A 17,112-nucleotide genomic window follows, 5' to 3' on the forward strand; every position below is an offset into this window, starting at 1 on the left:
CCTACTACCCGGCCAGGTTCAAGACCGACCGGATCGCGGCGCGGACGCGGCGTTCCAGCTCACCGGTATCCGCGCTGTCGAACTTGCCGTCCAGGAACAGGAACGCCAGGCCGTGTACCAGCGCCCAGACGGCGTCGCTCAATGCGTCGGCATCCGCGTCCGGAAACACCCGGGCGATATTGGCCCGAAGGTAGGTGGAAATCGCCGCAACCGCCTCGACGCGCTCGGGGCTGGTTGCGTCGCCTTGCTCGGTGAACATCGCGCGGAACAGGGCGGGACGCCGGAGCGCGAATTGGACGTAGGCGATGGCGACGTCGGCGATCTCGTCGGCCGTCGACGGGGACGGGCTCACCGCGACCAGATCCTGCGCCAGCTCGCGATAGCCGACGGCCGCCACGGCTGACATCAGCGCGTCCCGGTCCTGGTAGTGCCGGTAGGGGGCGGCAGCGGTGACCCCGGCGTGGCGGGCGACGGCGCGCATCGACAGTGCCGCGGCGCCCTCCTGCTCCAGCAGCGCCAGCGCCGAGTGCACCAGCGCGGTCCGCAGATCGCCGTGGTGGTACGTCGCTTTCGACGTCGTCATGAGTCCTGCCTCACAAATGTTGACACTGTTTACATTGCCACATATAAATGTGAGCAGCGTTCACATCATACCGACCTGAACTCCGCCATTGCATTGAAAGACCGCCGATGAACCAGCCCATCCCCCACAACCACGTCGCGATCATCGGCACCGGCGTCGGCGCCCTCGCGGCGGCCGTCCGGCTGCACCAGTCCGGCATCGACGACGTCGTGCTGATCGAGCACGCCGACGACGAAGTGGCGGCATTGCACTGGCAGGTGAATCGGCAGCGCTGGCACATCACGACCGCCAACGGCGAGCGGACGGCGGCCCACGTCGTCGTCGACACCGACGCTCCGGCCGAGCCGGCGATCCGGACCGCGAGACGAATCGTGCCCCGTCACTTCCGTGCGATCTCCGGCCTGTTGGACAAATACTCTCCCGACGACAACCAGGAGACCGGCTCCGAGACCCGCCAACTGCCGCTGACCGACCGGCTGTTCGGCGCCAAGGGCGTCTCGATGGCCGAAAGTTGGAACGGTGAGCCCGTCGCCTATCTGGGGACGTCCGTCCATGGTTTCCCGAACTGCTACTTGATGCACGGCCCGAACATCGGCGTGCGACACAACTCCGTGGAGCAGATGCTGGAGTCCCAGGCGAACTACATCGCCGCAGCGGTGACCTACGCCCGCGACTTCGGCTTCGCCGCCGTCGAACCGACACCAGCCGCGCAGCAGAACTACACCGATATCCGACAAAGCAGCACCGCCGACTTCCGCCGTCGCACAAGCCGTTTCATCCCGATCGATCACCTGGTCCAGCGACCGGTGCGGGATATGGTCAGCGCGGCGGTTCGTCCCGCCACTGAAAGCTGTTGACATACTTGCCCATATCCGCGGCGAGCTCCAGGCTGGCCCCCGTCGGCGGGCCGGACCCGGGGCCGAATTCCTGGAACGGCCCCGCCGCGGCGGCGACGAGCGCCAGATCGTCTTTCACGGCCACCATGACCAGGATGCGGGTCCGTGAGGCGACCACGTTCTGGCCGTCCGGCCAGTCGTCGGCGGCAACGCCGTATCCGGGCTGATAGCCCACCAAGGCGTTGGGCAGCTCGTAGGCCACCCGTGAATCCGGGAATGCGTCCGTGAGCAGTGTCGTCGTGATGTCCTTGGCGTCGCGTCCCCGGGCCGGTTCACCCCAGAGCCGCATGACCCCGCCACTGCCCCCGGTGTATTGGGCCGTCACACCGCTGTCGTTCATGGTCACCGAGTACGCCGTACCCGGCGCGGGATAGGAGACGCTGAAGGCGCCGTCAGGTGCGGTGAATCTGGGGTTGGTCACCACGGGCTTACCCATCAGCGGGTGACCACAGTTCGGCGGACACTGGTAACGAGCGACCGGTTTCGTTGTGGCAGCGGCTGTCCCGACCAATCCGAGGGCCACGACGACGATCACTGTGGTCCAGGTAGCCACCAGCCGTCGCGTGGTCATCGTGCTTGTTCTCGGCACCGCGTCGTCGGCGCCTTCGTACCGCGACGTCAACTGCAGGACCAGCCGTAGCAGCAACAACCCCAGCAGGGTGAACCCCACGTGCCAGGCCATCTTCGCCCACTGCGAGATACCTGCCGAGTCCTCGTCACCGAGCCACACGTGTGCCAGCACCGGAACGATTGCGATCAGCAGCACGCGCAACCAGACCCGCCGGCCGCGGGGCCGGAACCACAGTGCGGCGCCGAGCATTCCGGCTGCGGCGGCTGCTGTGATGGGGATGGTGATGCCACGAATCGCGGCCTCGATGAAGAAGTCCGCCAACGGTTGGTCATGGTCTACCAGCCCGGAGTCCAGCTGGGCGAACATCCGGACCATGGTCGTCGCGGCCGTCACGCCCAGCGCGCCGGTCGCGCCGATCACGTAGCCGTACAACGACTTTCGATCGCCTGAGTTGAACAGCCGGATGAGCAGGGTGGGCGCGATCACCACCAGGGCCTCCACCGCCGAGAGCCCGGCCTCCACGGTGCGCAGATGCACTGCGGCAACGCCACTCTCGAGCGGGACGCCGTATGCGCGCGCAACCACCGCGCCGGACCCGAAGGCGAACGCGACGCCGAATCCGATACCCAGACCCGCGCTGACGAACACCCGAGCCCGCGCCGGTCCGCGGTAATCGAGCTGCCGGACGTAGAGCGCGAACAGCAGCGGAATCCCCACGGCCACAGTGGAGATGAACAGTCCGAGGAGACGCAGCGCCGCCGCGCCGACCAGCGCGACGAAGAAGACGGCCAGCCCGATCTGGAACGACCGGTGGGTGCGCGCCGGAAGCTGCGGAAAGAGCGAACTCACCAACCCGACGCGGCTCATCCGGACGTCCCCTGAGCCACCAGCAGGCTGCGCGCCAGCCGGTCGACATCGGGTGTGCCCAGACCGGTGACGGAATCGAAGCCGGGACCGGCCATCGCCACCGCGTTGCCGCCGACAGTGACGTCGTGCAGCGCCGACAGCCGACCGGCCCGCTGCACCCGATACAGCAGCTGATTCAGATCGCCGAGCAGTCGTCCGCCATGGTCGAGCAGGTACTGGTCGATCACGGCAGCCATCCCGGCCCAGACCGGCGCCGACATCGAGGTGCCGCCGGCGAGCACGGTTTCGCCGCCGAACACCATGCGGGCGCCGGTGAAGAAGTCCGCGACCGCGGAGACATCGGGGATGAGCCGCTTGTTGCGCCCGCGTTCCGACGGGACACCCCGCTGCCACGCCGGACGGTCGAACAGGGCGGACGTCCCGCCGCCACTCCCATGAGTCAGCGGCACGTCGAACCAGGCCAGCTCACCGAGCCACTGGCCGTGTTCGTCGGTGGACAGTGTGGTGCCGCCGACGGCCGTCATCTCGGGCACCGAGGCCACCGAATCCAATCCGATGTCGTCGATGCTCGGCGGTGCCGACCAGTCCTGTCCGCCTTTGCATTCCAGCCCGGCCAGGTCGCCACTCGCGTCGAAGGCGGTGGTGCCGCTGCGGTGTGCCCGCGACAGCGCCGAGCGCACCGGCGCCAGATCGGCTGCGGTCAGCATCTTGTCGCAGCCCCAGCCGATCGACAGGCTCCACTCGGCGCCGGGAAACCGCCGGTCGGCGTCGGCCATCATCTCGCCGATCTTGCGGTAGGCGCCGTCGCCGGACACCGTCGGCCGGGCATTGACGTAGACGGTCTGGGCATCGGGGGCGATGGCGTGGGCCATCTGCAGATCCATCGTCGTCTCGCCGGTGCGCTCGGATGGCATGTCCCCCACCACGATGGGCGTGAAGCGCGGCAGCTGATTCAGCTCGGCGAACTTGTCGAGATCAGATTGATCGAAGCCGTCGAAACCGAAGATGACGATGGTGCGGCCCTTGCCGGTGTACCCCTGATCGGTCAGCGGCATGACGTTGTAGGCCCGGCGCAGATCCTGCGCGGTCAGTCCGCCGGCGGGAACGTCGCGGGACACGATCAGCGGCCGTGACTCCCGAAACGGCGTGAAGCCGAGAAGCCTGCCGAATCCGGTGAGCTCGGCGGCCAGCGACGACGGCAACTCCGGTTGGCTGGTTGCCGCATAGAAGGTCTGCCCGCGGCGCCCGCGGTAGTCGCGCACGTCGACGCCCAGCGCTCCGGCCATGGCGCGCGCCGTGCCTTCGACGGTGGCCCAGTTGTCGCCAGGGCGCCACTGCACCGAAAGCCCTGCGTCCCTTGCCCATTCGATCAGCCCGTCGGGCCGGGTGGCATGCGCCAGCGCAGCGGTGAGTTCGACGTGCGCTGCCGCCGACGGCCCCAGATCGACCGAGGCCGTCAGCAGATGCGCCAGTGGGCCCGACAGGGCCAGCTGTCCACCGTGCTCAGCAGGTGAGCCGGCGGACGCCAGCACCGTCAGCCCGGCTGCTACCAGTACTGCGCCGATGCGCCGTACGGCGCATCGGCGACCTACTGGGATGGGGCTCCCGTTCTAGTGCGGAGCGGTGACGACGTTGCCCGGCAACGCGGTCTGCGGTCCCGGAGCCTTGACCGACGGGGAGAAGGAGTTGCCGCCCTTGGTGGGCCCGCCCTTCTCGCTCGGCGTCACCGGCGACGACGAGGCCGGTGCCGACGTCGTCGTGGTGGTGGTCGTGGTCGTGGTGGTCGGCTCTTCCTTCGCCTTCTCGCCACAGGAGGCGAGCAGGCCCATCGCGAGTCCGGCGGTCACGGCGATACCGGCCACCATCTTCTTGCGGGTCGAGTTACGAACGGTGGTCATACCGGTTCTCCTTTTGTCCATTCCGTTCGCCCCGACAGCCTTAGCTACGAAGAAACGGGCATCGCGATCGTAATGCCGATTCGCTTCCCACAGCATACCGATCAGGATGATTCAGTGTTGGGACATCTAGCCCAGATCTAGGACACCGGCAGTTGCTGGCAAAGCCGTCCGACTACATTTCCGCCAACGTCGCGAGCCGCGCCAACGACGCCTGCAGCCAGTCAGCCGACGTCCGCCTGGCCCGATTCAGCCGCTTCTCGTCGGTCAGCGCGGTCCAGTCGTAGGTATGAGTGACGCGGGTGTGCCCGTCGTCGATGGGTTCGAGCTCCCAGCGCCACAGGTGCCCCGGCTGAGGTAGTCCGGGTTCGGAGGGCTTCCACGCGATGCGCCGCCCCTCGACGAATTCGACGACGTGGTTCTCCCGGTTGGTGCCGAGGGTCAGACCCATGACGAACACGTCGCCCACCGCGTGGACGCGCTGGCCCGCGGGCGCCTCGGCCAGGTTGTCGTTGCCGTCCCAGCGCGGCTGCTGGGCGGGATCGGCGATCAGTTCGAAGATCCGCGCCGCTGGGGCGGCGATGTCACGGCTGGCACTGACGACTCGAATTTCGTTGTCCACGAGTCGTATTCAACCCGAGGAAGGCGCGCCGCGCGAGCGGTTACGTGGGCAGGCGCCGGTTGATGAACAGCGCGGAGATCACCGCGCAGGTCAGCGCGAACACACCCAGCCGCAGCCACGCCGTCCCACCGGGCCCGCGGATGATCTCGTAGCCGATCTGCTGCTGGATGGCGTCGTAGCTCTTGTTCAGGTCCTCGATCTTCGCCGCCGTGTACATCTGCCCACCGGACAGCTCGGCGACCCGCTTCATCGTGGTGTCGTTGACCGGAACGTTGACGCTCTGGTCGTCGACCTTGATCTTGCCGCCCTTGGTCCCGAAGGCGATCGTCGAGATCGGGGTGTCCGACTCCTTCGAGGTCCGCGCCGCGGTGTACGCGCCGTGCGGGCTGTCCGGGTTGCCCGGCCGGTTCTCCGCGCCGTCGGACAGCAACACGATGCGTTTCGGCGGTTTGTCGGTGTTACCGCTGCCACCGAGCACGTCGGCCAGCGTCGAGATCGCACGCAGGGCCGCGAAGATGCCGTCGCCCGTGGCGGTGCCGTCGTCCACGGACAGGTGATCGAGGGCTGTGATGGTCGCCTGGTGGTCCGGTGTCGGCGACACCAGCAGGTTGGTGTTACCGGAGAAGGTGACCAGCCCCAGGTTCACGCCGGGGGTCAGCTTCTTCGCGAACTGCTTGGCGGCATCCTTGGCCGCGGCCAACCGCGTCGGCGAGACGTCGTCCGCGGTCATGGATCGTGAGACATCCATCACCAGCATGATCACCGCGCGGTTGCGCGGAGTCTTGATCTCGTGGGTCGGGGCCGCCAGCGCGACGGTCAGGGACAGCAGCGCAGCCACCGAGAACACCATCGGCACGTGCCGCCAGCGCGTCGGCTGCAGCGGCACGACATCGGTGCGCGGCTGCTCTCCGGCATAACTGCGGAGTCGGCTGGCACGGTTGCGCTGTGCCGCCAGATAAACCGCCACCAACGCGATGGGCAGCAGTGCGGTCAGGAGCAACCAGGGGTGGGCGAAGCCCGACAACGACACCGATCCGATTCCCGGAAGACTCATCGGCGCCCCGTCGCGTTCGTCACCATAAGTGAAAAGTGTAGGAGTCGGTGCAGTGTGCACCCGGTAGCGGGCCTGTGGCCTGCGAGAACCGCCAGACCACGGCACTGGTGGGCGCCCCGTAAGCTGGCCGCGGACCGTCCCCGACACCTGCCGGAGGCCCATGCTCACCGTTCTGTACGTGCACGCTATCGCCACTGTGCTCGCTCCGCTGTTGGTACGGCGCTGGGGACGGCAGGCGTTCTATCCCCTTGCCCTGGCGCCCGCCGGCTCGCTGGTCTGGCTGACCCTGAACTGGCCCGGCGCGGGCGAGCAGACGCTGCACATCGACTGGGTGCCGCAGCTGTACATGGACATCACGCTGCGCCTGGATTCGCTGGCGGCGATCATGTCCGTGCTGGTGCTGGGTGTCGGCACCCTCGTGCTGCTGTACTGCGCCGAGTACTTCCACCACGCCGACGGGCACACCGAGAAGCGGTTGCCCAGCTTCGCCGCCGAGCTGGTCGCATTCTCCGGCGCCATGTTCGGACTGGTGTGCAGCGACAACACGCTGCTGCTGTACCTGTTCTGGGAGCTGACGACCGTGCTGTCGTTCCTGCTCGTCGGCCACTACGCCGAACGCGCCACCAGCCGGCGCGCCGCGACCCAGGCGCTGCTGGTCACCACGGCCGGCGGTCTGGCGATGCTGACCGGCATCATCATGCTGGGCACGCTCGCCGGGACCTACCGGCTGTCCGACCTCGTCGCCAACGCGCCGACCGGGACCACCTCGTCGGTCGCCGTCGTGCTGGTGCTGATCGGTGCGCTGTCCAAGTCGGCCATCGTGCCGATGCATTTCTGGCTGCCGGGCGCCATGGCGGCACCGACGCCCGTCAGCGCCTACCTGCACGCTGCGGCCATGGTGAAAGCCGGCGTGTACCTGATCGCCCGCATGACGCCCGGTTTCGCCGATCACCAGCCGTGGCGGCCGACGGTGGTGGCACTGGGGCTGGCGACGCTGCTGCTGGCCGGTTGGCGCGCCGTCCGCGAGTACGACCTCAAACTGATCCTGGCGTTCGGCACGGTGAGCCAGCTCGGGTTGATCACGGTGATGGTCGGGGCCGGCGGCGGAGATCTGATGCTGGCCGGGCTGGCCATGCTGTGCGCGCACGCCATGTTCAAGGCCGCGTTGTTCATGGTGGTCGGCATCATCGACCACGCCACCGGCACCCGCGACATCCGGAAACTGGCCTGGCTCGGCCGGCGCAGCCCCGTGCTGTTGGGCATCGCCGTCGCCGCTGCCGCCAGCATGGCCGGGCTGCCGCCGTTCCTCGGTTTCGTCGCGAAGGAAGCTGATTTCGAAACCCTGTGGCACAGCCCGACGTTGGGCGGGTCGGCTCCGTTCGTGCTGGCCACCGTGGCGTTCGGCTCGGTGTTCACCATGATCTACAGCCTGCGGTTCCTGCACGGGGCATTCGCCCGAAAAGGCTTGCCGAGTCCGACGATTCGCGTCGCGGAGATGCACCGCCCCAGCATCGGTTTCCTGCTGCCGCCGGGCATCCTGGCGGTCGCCGGCCTCGGGTTCGGGCTGCTGCCGAACGCGCTGGACCACGCCATCGCCGACTACACCGCGACCATGCCCGGCAGCTCCGGGTATCACCTGGCACTGTGGCACGGCGTCAACTTCCCGCTGGTGTTGTCCGCCGCGATCGTCGCCACCGGCGCGGCGGCATTCGGCCTGCGGCACCGCCTCGAACGATTCCGGGTGCCCTATCTACCGCTCGGCAACGCCGACCGGATGTACGACGCGGCGATCCGGGGCGCGGACCGGTTCGCCGTGCGGCTGACGGCATTCACCCAGCGCGGCTCGATTCCGACGACGCAGGCCATGATCCTGTCCACCCTCGCGGTGCTGCCCATCGCGGTGCTGCTCTTGGGCGAGCGCGATCAGCCCGAGCTGCGGTGGTGGAACTCGCCGATCCAGGTGGTCGTCGGCCTCATCGTGCTGGCTGCGGCGATCAGTGCGACGGTGATGCGCAACCGGCTGGCGGCGGTGCTGGTGGTCGGTGTCACCGGCTACGGCTGCGGCACGCTCTACATCTTTTATGGGGCGCCCGACCTGGCACTCACCCAATTCCTGGTCGAGACACTGACTTTGGTGGTCTTCCTGCTGGTGCTGCGCACCCTGCCCGCCGAATCCGACGCCACTCACATGAAGCGGCACCGGCTCCCCCGCGCGCTGCTGGCCACGGCGGTCGGCTCGTCGGTCACCGCGCTGGCGGTCTACGCCATGGCCGCACGCAACACCCGGCCGCTGGCCGAACTACTGCCCGACGCGGCCTACTACCGCGGGCACGGTGCCAACACCGTCAACGTGCTGCTGGTGGACATCCGGGCCTGGGACACCCTCGGCGAAATCTCGGTGCTACTGGTCGCCGCAACCGGCGTGGCGTCAATGGTGTTCCGGCACAGGCGTTTCGGATCGGCGCCCCGGGTACCCAAAGACCATCCGTCAACGCCCGACACCACCTGGCTGCGCGGCAGCGATCTGCGCGATCCACGGCACCGCTCCCTGGTCCTCGAGGTCGCGACACGCATGATCTTCCCGCTGATCATGGTGTTGTCGGTGTACTTCTTCTTCGCCGGGCACAACACTCCCGGCGGCGGTTTCGCCGGTGGCCTGACGGCCGGCCTGGCGTTGGTGCTGCGGTACCTGGCCGGCGGCCGCTACGAATTGGGTGAGACGCTGCCGCTGGACGCAGGGAAGGTGCTGGGCGCCGGCCTGACCCTGTCCGCCGGCACCGCGACGGCCTCGCTGCTGCTGGGTGCGCCCGTCCTGTCCAGCGCGGTGGTGAAATTCACGCTGCCCCTGCTGGGTTCGGTGAAGGTGGTGACGGCGCTGTTCTTCGACCTCGGCGTGTACCTCATCGTCGTCGGCCTGGTGCTGGACATCTTGCGCAGCCTGGGCGCCAAGGTCGACGAAGAGTTGTACGCACCACGTGAGGTGGCCACCCGATGACGACCTATCTCGTTCCCCTGGTGCTCATCGGCGGCCTCACCGGCACCGGTGTGTACCTGCTGCTGGAGCGCAACCTGACCCGAATGCTGTTGGGCCTGTTGCTGATCGGCAACGCCGTCAACCTGCTGATCCTGGTGATGGGCGGCGACTCCGGCAATCCGCCGGTGCGCGGCCGCACCAGTCACGGCCAGACCGGGACCGCCGATCCGCTGGCGCAGGGCATGGTCCTGACCTCCATCGTCATCACCATGGGGGTCGCCGCGTTCGTGCTGGCGCTGATCTACCGGGCCTACCGCCTGACCACCGTCGAAGAGGTGGGCAACGACCCCGAGGACAGCCGCCTGGTGGAGCTGTCGTCCACCGACGCCCCGGCGGTCGAGGAAGACCGCGGCGAGCCGGCCGTCGTCACCGACACCGACGCACCCGCCGAACTCGACGCGCTGCCAACCGAATCGGAGCCGGCGTGACGACGGGCGCGGTGTTGGCGCCGCTGCCCGTGCTCATCCCGATCCTCGGCGCCGCCGCGACGTTGTTCGCCGGACGCCGTCCCCGGTTGCAGCAGATCATCGCGCTCGTGGCGCTCACCGCGATGACGGCGGTCTGCGCGGCCCTGGTCTACGTCGTCGACCACTGCGGCACCGTCGCGGTCCACGTCGGCGGCTGGGGCCAGACCGAACCCGGGATGGGACCGCTCGGGATTGTCCTTGTCGTGGACCGGCTTTCGGCCCTGATGCTGGTGGTGTCCGCGATCGTGCTGCTGGCGGTGGTCTGGTACGCCATCGGGCAGGGTATCCGCGACGGCGGCGACGAGCAGCCGGTGTCGATCTTCCTGCCGACCTACCTGGTGCTGTCGGCGGGCGTGTGTATCGCGTTCCTCGCCGGCGACCTGTTCAACCTGTTCGTCGGCTTCGAGGTGCTGCTGGCCGCGAGCTTCGTCCTGCTGACCGTCGGCGCCAGCGAGGAGCGGGTGCGCGCCGGTATCGGCTACGTCATGGTGTCCATGGTGTCGTCGGTGATCTTCCTGATCGGCATCGCGCTGATCTACGCGGCCACCGGCACCCTCAACCTGGCCGAGTTGGCGAACCGGCTGGACGGCATCACACCGGGCACCCGGGCGGCGCTGTTCGCGGTGCTACTGGTGGCGTTCGGCATCAAGGCGGCGGTGTTCCCGCTGTCGGCATGGCTGCCCGACTCCTACCCCACCGCCCCGGCGCCGGTCACTGCGGTGTTCGCCGGCCTGCTCACCAAAGTCGGTGTGTACGCGATCATTCGGGCCCACACCCTGCTGTTCCCGGGCGGCGCACTGGACAACGTATTGATGGTCGCGGCGCTGCTGACCATGTTGATCGGCATCTTCGGCGCCATGGCCCAGAGCGACATCAAACGGTTGCTGTCCTTCACCCTGGTCAGCCACATCGGCTACCTGGTGTTCGGCATCGCGGTGTCGAACCGGGTCGGCATGGCCGGCGCCATCTACTACGTCGCGCACCACATCGTCGTGCAGACCACGCTGTTCCTGGTGGTGGGACTGATCGAGCGGCAGGCCGGCGCGTCGACACTGCAGCGCCTGGGCGGACTGGCGGCAGCCAGCCCGCTGCTGGCGTTCGTGTTCATCATCCCTGCACTGAATCTCGGTGGTATCCCGCCGTTCTCGGGGTTCATCGGCAAGGTGGCGTTGCTGCAGGCCGGTGCGACGAGCGCGTCGGTCCTGGCCTGGGCGCTGGTCGCCGGATCCGTCATCACCAGCCTGCTGACGCTGTACGTGATGGCGCGGGTGTGGACGCTCGCGTTCTGGCGCGCCCGCGCCGACGCACCCGAAAGCCTGGTGACGGGGGCGCCCGCCGGGCTGTTGGTGCCGACGGCGGACGTGGCCGTCGACGATCGGGCGGACGTCGGCCGGATGCCCGTCGGGATGCTCGCTCCGACCGCGGTCCTGATCGTGGTGGGGCTGGCCCTCACGGTGTTCGCCGGGCCCATCTTCGGGTTCGCCGAACGCGCAGCCGACCAGGTCGCCGACCGCGGCCAGTACGTCTCGGTGGTGTTGACGCCATGAGGCAGTGGTTACCACGCGCCGGCGTCCTGGTCTGGCTGATGGCCGTGTGGATTCTGTTGTGGGGCAACATATCCGTTGCCAACATCCTCGGCGGCCTCGCCGTGGGCCTACTGATCACCGTGCTGTTGCCGTTGCCGCAGGTTCCGGTGGCCGGCCGGCTGCACCCGCTGTCGCTGGCGTGGCTGGCCCTCAAGGTCGCCTACTACCTGGTGTTGTCGTCGGTCCAGGTGGCCTGGCTGGCGATCAGGCCCGGTCCGCCTCCGCTGACCGCGGTGCTGCGGGCCCGGCTCGAGCTCAAGTCGGATCTGGTGCTGGCGCTCGCGGTCAATGTCATCAATCTCATCCCCGGCTCGATCGTGCTGGAGATCGATCAGGCCCGCCGGTTCATCTACGTCCACGTCCTCGATGTCGGGTCCGAACGTGCGGTACAGCAGTTCTACCGCCAGATCGCCGAAGTGGAGCGGTTGATGATCGCCTCGTTCGAACGTGAATCCCATTGGCAGCCAGTGGAAGCGGACCCCGCATGAACACCATTTGGATCATCGCCGCGGTCATGCTCGTCACCGCCGCGGCCATCACCGTGTTCCGGCTGCTGGCCGGTCCAAGCACCCTGGACCGGCTGGTCGCGCTGGACACGTTCGTCGCCGTCACCATGTGCGGCATCGGCACCTGGGCGGCCTACAGCCTCGACACCACGGCGACCTACAGCTTGACGGCGCTGGCCCTGATCACCTTCGTCGGCTCGGTCAGTGTGGCCCGGTTCCGCGTCCGCGATACCGATACCAACACTGAAGCCGAGCCGCCACGATGAACCTCTTCGACGTTGTCTCAGGCACTTTGGTGCTCTGCGGTTCGGCACTGGCGCTGACCGCCGCGATCGGCGTGGTGCGCTTCCCGGACACCCTGACGCGGATGCACGCCGCCTCCAAACCTCAGGTGCTGGGACTGCTGCTGGTGCTGACCGGCGCCGCGCTGCGGCTGCGCGGGCACGCCGACGTGGGCATGCTGATCCTGGCCGGCTTGTTCACCCTGATCACCGCGCCGGTAGTGGCCAACCGGGTCGGCCAACTGGCCTACCGTGAGCAGAGTTTCCGCGACGACCTGCTGATCCGCGACGAATTGGAAGACCATGGCGCGAACTGACGACGACTCCTGGGACATCACCGAGAGCGTGGGCGCCACCGCCCTGGGCGTGGCAGCCGCCCGGGCCGCCGAATCCGGTTCGGAGCACCCGTTGTTCGACGATCCTTGTGCCCGGATCTTCGTCGACGCCGCGATCGCGCGGGGCTGGTCGCCACCGTTCACCGCCGCCGACCCAGGTCCGGCGCAGGCCGGCCGCATGCGCATGCTGATGGCGTACGTGCCGTCCCGCACCAAATGGTTCGACGAGTACTTCGCCGCGGCCGGCGCCGATGGCATCCGGCAAGTGGTCATTCTGGCCGCCGGATTGGATGCGCGCGCCTGGCGGCTCCCGTGGCCGGACGGCACCGTGGTTTTCGAGATCGACCAGCCGAAGGTGTTGGCGTTCAAGGAGGAAACCCTGGCTGCGCATGGCGTCGAGCCGGCCGCCCGGCACGTCGGCGTACCGATCGACTTGCGCCAGGACTGGCCGGAAGCATTGCGGCAGAGCGGTTTCGACCCCACTCAGCCGACGGCCTGGCTCGCCGAAGGGCTACTGCCCTACCTGCCCGCCGAAGCCCAGGACCTGCTGTTCGACCGCCTCCATGAGCTCAGCGCACCCGGCAGCCGGGTCGCGGTCGAAGGGTTCGGCCCCGAGTACTTCAGCGAGGCCAAGCAGCGCATCCGGGAGGAGCGGATGGACGCGGTCCGCGCCGAAGCGGCCCGCAGCGGCAAGCCGATCTTCGACGTCAGCGACCTGTTCTACATCGAACCGCGCGAAGACATCGCCGAGTGGCTGACCCGCCACGGCTGGCAGACCAGGTTCGAGACCTCCGCCGAGGTCACCGCCCGCTACAAGCCCGAGGTCGCCGGCGAGGTGCCGGACGTGGGCAGCGAGTTCGTCGACGCCAAGCTCAGTTGAACTTGAGCTTCACCTGCTCGCCGCTGACGTCGGCAGTGGTTCCGGTGACGTACGAGGTCACCGTGCCACTGGTGGTTCCGCCCCGGCGGCCCTGGCCGCTGACCTGGTAGTGCACCTCACCGCTGATCCGGACCTCCATCCGGTATTCGTCCAGATCGCCCAGCTTGACGGCGCTCATGTCGGGTTGACTCCAGGTCACGGTGCCGTCGACCAGTTCGCGGTCGCTGATCTTCACGGGGCACGGTGACGGCGGGACCAGCGAGCGCGACGACGAGCAGCTGCCGTACGCCGCGTCGAGAAGCTTGGTGATGGTCTTGGTGCCGGAGTCGTTGAGCGCGAACTTCGGCTGCAGGTAGGAGCTCGACGAATATCCTCCGATGGCGTCGAGCAGCAACGGCTTGGTGTTGGTGACCGACACGTACGGGCTGGTGCTGCCGAGGTCCAGGAAGCCCGGGAAGACGTAGATCGCGGATTCTTCGCTGATCTCCTTGCCGAACACCGTCATCGTCTTACGTGCGGCATTGTCGCTGCTGCTCAACGACGAGATGTCGAGCTTGATGGCGGCATGGGCCAGCTGCCACTTGCCGCCTTCCTTCTTCACGTTGATCGTGGCGTCGGAATTCTTGTCACCGAACTTGGCCGCCACGTGGACATCGCCGCGCCCGATGGATTCCATGGTCTTGTCTTCGTTCAGGATGCGGATCTCGCTGATCGGCCATTCGGCGATCTGCTTCTTCAACACGTCGCTGGAGAGGAACTCCTTCGAGGCCGGCTGGTCGCTGCTGAAAGACAGCGCGGCCTCGGCGTTACCGTTCGACAGCGCTTCCAGGTAGCCCTTGACCACTTCGCTGGCCGAGCCCGATTCGCCGCTGCCACCCGAGCCGAACGAGTCGTAGACGTAGTAGATGCCGCCACCCACGACGACGAGCACCACCACGATGGCTGCGATGATCAGCGGCACCTTGTTCTTCTTGGGCGGGGTGGCGAACGGCTGGGCGCCGTAGCCACCGGGCGCACCCGGTGCACCCGGCCACCCTTGTCCGGCTCCCGGCGCCGCCGGCGGGGTCCCCCACCCCTGCGGCGCGGCACCTGGCGCGCTCGGCGCCTGGCCCCAGCCGCCGGTCTGCGGCGCGGCCGGCTGGCCCCATGCCGGTGTCTGCGGCTGACTGGCCGGAGGCTGGCTCAACGGCGGCGGCGTCTGACCCGGCCACCCCGGCGCGGCCGGTGGCTTGGTCTGGTGAATCGCCGTCTCTTCTTCGTCGGACGACCTACCGGCGCCCCCACCTGGGTTGGGACCGTTGTAACCGCTCCCCTGCCAACCCGTCATTAGCCCTCCCCGTAACGCATGAACTGTGTCCAGGATAGGGGGTGTGGCACCACCCTGGCTGCACGGAAGTGCCGAACCCTGTATTCCTCCGACAGCTGGAACTCCACCATCGCGGTGATGCTCTCGACGGCCTCGTCCAGCGCGTCCAGCCGGGCCGCCGCATTCGGCGCAGCCAGCACCGAATACTTGTCGGCCTGGCCGATCGGCAATAGGGAGGCCAGGGCATACAGGCGTTGCCCCACATCGGGTTTGACGGTCCTGGCCAGGATCGAGCCCCGATCCCGCAGCCGCGCGCCCTGAATCGAGGCGATGCGTTCGAACAGCGCGATGATCCGGTCCTCGATCGCCACGATCGACGACTCGGGCACCACCGGCCCCGGCTCGTCGGGCCATCGCTCGATCTCGGCGCGCGGATACGGATCGTCGTTGTGCCACTGCAGGATTCGGATGCGGTCGGTCACACTGCAGCTCAGCATGTAGCGGCCGACGCCCTGCGGCTGACACCGGTCGATGCGCGCCAGCGCCCCCACCGAGCACCGAGCTTCGCCGCCGCCGACCTCACGGCCGGCCGAGATCAGCACCACACCGAACACCTGCTCCGCGGCGGCCATACAGTCCCGCACCAGTTCGCCGTACCGCGGCTCGAAGATCCGCAACGGCAGTTCGTCACCGGGCAGCAGCGCGGATTCCAGCGGGAACATCGGCGTGATGGCCACGGCTACAACTCCAGCTCCGACACCAACGCGTCGACGACTTGCAGCAGGTCCCCGTCGGTCTCCTCGGCGACGCGGCGCTGCCGTTGATAGGACCCGCCCAGGGTGTAGATATCGGCGACGCGGGCCAGCTCGTCGGCGCAATTCAGCGATGCCGCAACAGGTTCCAGCCGGTTCAGCAGGTCGTCCAGGTCGTCGGTGACGAGCCGCTCATTGCTGTCGGCATCGAGGATGATCTCGGCGTCCAGCCCGTAACGCGATGCGCGCCACTTGTTCTCCTGCACATGCCAGGGCGGCATGGTCGGCAACTGCTCGCCGGCGTCGAGCCGGCGGTCCAGGTCGACGATCAGGCAGTGCGTCAGCGCAACCAGCGCACCGAGCTCGGCGATGTTGGACACGCCGTCGAAAATCCGGACTTCGATGGTCCCCAGATGCGGCGACGGCCTGATGTCCCAACGGATTTCGTTCATGTGGTCGATGATGCCGGTCTTGCGCTGGTCGTAGACGAAGCGCTCGAAGTGCGACCACTTCTGGAAATGGAACGGCAGGCCCGCGGTCGGCAGCTGCTGGAACATCATCGCCCGGTTGCTGGCGTAGCCGGTGTCCTCACCGTCCCAGTACGGCGACGACGCCGACAGCGCCAGCAGGTGCGGATAGTGGTTCAGCAGCGACGTGATGATCGGCATCACCTTGTGCGCCGACGAGATCCCGACGTGGACGTGCACGCCCCAGATCAGCATCTGCCGACCCCACCACTGGGTGCGCTTGATCAGCTCGGCGTAGCGCTGCCCTTCGCTGAGCTGCTGGCTCTCCCATTCCGCGAACGGGTGTGTCCCGGCGCAGAACAGCTCCATGCCGCGCTCCCGCACGATCCGGCGCACCGGACTCAGCGTGGAGCGCAGATCGTCCATGGCCTCGCCGACGTTGTCGCAGACGCCGGTGACCACCTCGACGGTGTTGCGCAGCAATTCCTTGTGCACATGCGGTGTCTCGCCGATCTCGGCGATGACCGCGGCGGCCTCGTTGCTCAGGTCACGCGTGTGGGCATCGACGAGAGCGAACTCCCATTCGACGCCGAGGGTCGGTCGTGGCGACCCGGCGAAATCGATCCGCGGTGGGGTATGGCTGTCCGCGCTACCCGGCAGAGATGACACCGCACGCCACGCGCTTGCCGGAGTCACCGGTATTCATCGAAGTCTCGTCGGCGCCCGGGACGGCACCCTGAATCTGGGCGTACCGATCAGCCGGGATGTTGCCGAAGTTGTCGGCCTTCTCGTGGATGATCAGCGCGGTCTTGTTGCCGGCGAGCAGCTGCTCGGCGGTGACGGCGTCGGTGGTGGTCACCAGCTGCGCGGTGCCGTCATTGCGGACCTGCAGCGAGGCCAGGTCGCCGCTCATCGGGTGCGCGGTGTGGCCCGGAGCCTGGTAGTGCCCGCCCGCGGACAGGAAGTCGCCGGGCGCGCCGCCGGCCGGCGCGACCGAGTTCGGCTCGCAC

18 protein-coding genes are annotated in these 17,112 nt (G+C 68.0%); 8 read left to right on the plus strand and 10 right to left on the minus strand.

Features of this window, described 5'->3' with window-relative positions; all coding sequences use genetic code 11:
• Positions 1–4 precede the first annotated feature (4 nt).
• Positions 5–583: a TetR/AcrR family transcriptional regulator gene (locus TL10_RS26305; RefSeq protein ID WP_043987971.1), complete on the minus strand. Its 579-nt coding sequence runs from the start codon at positions 581–583 to the stop codon at positions 5–7.
• Positions 584–690: 107 nt separating this feature from the next.
• Between TL10_RS26305 and TL10_RS26310 the strand changes: the two genes are divergently transcribed.
• The gene (locus TL10_RS26310; protein WP_043987972.1) at positions 691–1,440 is read left to right on the plus strand and encodes an NAD(P)-binding protein; all 750 of its coding nucleotides are present in this window, start codon (positions 691–693) and stop codon (positions 1,438–1,440) included.
• Here the strand turns inward: TL10_RS26310 and TL10_RS30375 are convergent.
• From TL10_RS30375 to TL10_RS26335, 5 genes are all read right to left on the minus strand, one after another.
• Positions 1,403–2,917 carry a hypothetical protein gene (locus tag TL10_RS30375; RefSeq protein WP_082068096.1) on the minus strand — a complete coding sequence of 505 codons (1,515 nt, stop codon included), beginning with the start codon at positions 2,915–2,917 and terminating at the stop codon, positions 1,403–1,405. The two genes, TL10_RS26310 and TL10_RS30375, sit on opposite strands and share 38 nt — an antisense overlap.
• On the minus strand, positions 2,914–4,449 hold the full coding sequence (locus tag TL10_RS26320; protein WP_234711545.1) for a S53 family peptidase: 1,536 nt from the start codon (positions 4,447–4,449) through the stop codon (positions 2,914–2,916). Before TL10_RS26320 ends, TL10_RS30375 begins: the two co-directional genes overlap by 4 nt.
• A gap of 78 nt (positions 4,450–4,527) precedes the next feature.
• On the minus strand, positions 4,528–4,815 hold the full coding sequence (locus TL10_RS26325) for a hypothetical protein (RefSeq protein ID WP_043401198.1): 288 nt from the start codon (positions 4,813–4,815) through the stop codon (positions 4,528–4,530).
• 172 nt (positions 4,816–4,987) lie between these two features.
• Positions 4,988–5,434 carry an SRPBCC family protein gene (locus TL10_RS26330; RefSeq protein ID WP_043401196.1) on the minus strand — a complete coding sequence of 149 codons (447 nt, stop codon included), beginning with the start codon at positions 5,432–5,434 and terminating at the stop codon, positions 4,988–4,990.
• Between the two features lie 40 nt (positions 5,435–5,474).
• Positions 5,475–6,488, minus strand: a complete 1,014-nt coding sequence (locus TL10_RS26335) for a VWA domain-containing protein (RefSeq protein WP_043987974.1) — start codon at positions 6,486–6,488, stop codon at positions 5,475–5,477.
• Positions 6,489–6,648: 160 nt separating this feature from the next.
• Here TL10_RS26335 and TL10_RS26340 point away from each other — a divergent pair, with 160 nt between their 5' ends.
• The 7 genes from TL10_RS26340 to TL10_RS26370 are packed head-to-tail and all read left to right on the plus strand — an operon-like array spanning position 6,649 to position 13,577.
• Positions 6,649–9,483 carry a Na+/H+ antiporter subunit A gene (locus tag TL10_RS26340; protein WP_043987975.1) on the plus strand — a complete coding sequence of 945 codons (2,835 nt, stop codon included), beginning with the start codon at positions 6,649–6,651 and terminating at the stop codon, positions 9,481–9,483.
• A complete protein-coding gene (locus TL10_RS26345; RefSeq protein WP_043987976.1) occupies positions 9,480–9,950 on the plus strand; it encodes a Na(+)/H(+) antiporter subunit C in 471 nt (156 codons plus the stop codon). Before TL10_RS26340 ends, TL10_RS26345 begins: the two co-directional genes overlap by 4 nt.
• Entirely contained in the window at positions 9,947–11,536 is a 1,590-nt protein-coding gene (locus TL10_RS26350; protein WP_043401185.1) for a Na+/H+ antiporter subunit D, read from the plus strand. The genes TL10_RS26345 and TL10_RS26350 overlap by 4 nt, the downstream gene beginning before the upstream one ends.
• Positions 11,533–12,063: a Na+/H+ antiporter subunit E gene (locus tag TL10_RS26355; RefSeq protein ID WP_043401182.1), complete on the plus strand. Its 531-nt coding sequence runs from the start codon at positions 11,533–11,535 to the stop codon at positions 12,061–12,063. Before TL10_RS26350 ends, TL10_RS26355 begins: the two co-directional genes overlap by 4 nt.
• Entirely contained in the window at positions 12,060–12,347 is a 288-nt protein-coding gene (locus tag TL10_RS26360) for a monovalent cation/H+ antiporter complex subunit F (RefSeq protein WP_043401179.1), read from the plus strand. The genes TL10_RS26355 and TL10_RS26360 overlap by 4 nt, the downstream gene beginning before the upstream one ends.
• Entirely contained in the window at positions 12,344–12,679 is a 336-nt protein-coding gene (gene mnhG / locus TL10_RS26365) for a monovalent cation/H(+) antiporter subunit G (RefSeq protein WP_043401176.1), read from the plus strand. The genes TL10_RS26360 and mnhG overlap by 4 nt, the downstream gene beginning before the upstream one ends.
• Positions 12,666–13,577, plus strand: coding sequence for a class I SAM-dependent methyltransferase (locus tag TL10_RS26370; protein ID WP_043987977.1), 912 nt, complete (start codon positions 12,666–12,668; stop codon positions 13,575–13,577). The genes mnhG and TL10_RS26370 overlap by 14 nt, the downstream gene beginning before the upstream one ends.
• On the opposite strand, the gene TL10_RS26375 is transcribed toward TL10_RS26370, so the two are convergent.
• The 4 genes from TL10_RS26375 to TL10_RS26390 form a co-directional block, all read right to left on the minus strand.
• Positions 13,570–14,904 carry a DUF4878 domain-containing protein gene (locus TL10_RS26375; RefSeq protein ID WP_052506553.1) on the minus strand — a complete coding sequence of 445 codons (1,335 nt, stop codon included), beginning with the start codon at positions 14,902–14,904 and terminating at the stop codon, positions 13,570–13,572. The genes TL10_RS26370 and TL10_RS26375 overlap by 8 nt on opposite strands.
• On the minus strand, positions 14,904–15,620 hold the full coding sequence (locus tag TL10_RS26380; protein WP_234711546.1) for an LON peptidase substrate-binding domain-containing protein: 717 nt from the start codon (positions 15,618–15,620) through the stop codon (positions 14,904–14,906). The genes TL10_RS26375 and TL10_RS26380 overlap by 1 nt, the downstream gene beginning before the upstream one ends.
• Positions 15,621–15,622: 2 nt before the next feature.
• Positions 15,623–16,771: a glutamate--cysteine ligase gene (locus TL10_RS26385; protein WP_043987978.1), complete on the minus strand. Its 1,149-nt coding sequence runs from the start codon at positions 16,769–16,771 to the stop codon at positions 15,623–15,625.
• On the minus strand, positions 16,752–17,112 hold a 361-nt coding region (locus tag TL10_RS26390), incomplete at its 5' end, for a superoxide dismutase family protein (protein WP_043987979.1). The genes TL10_RS26390 and TL10_RS26385, both read right to left, overlap by 20 nt.

The sequence above is a fragment of the Mycolicibacterium llatzerense genome, from assembly GCF_000878195.1.
Lineage (GTDB): Bacteria > Actinomycetota > Actinomycetes > Mycobacteriales > Mycobacteriaceae > Mycobacterium > Mycobacterium llatzerense.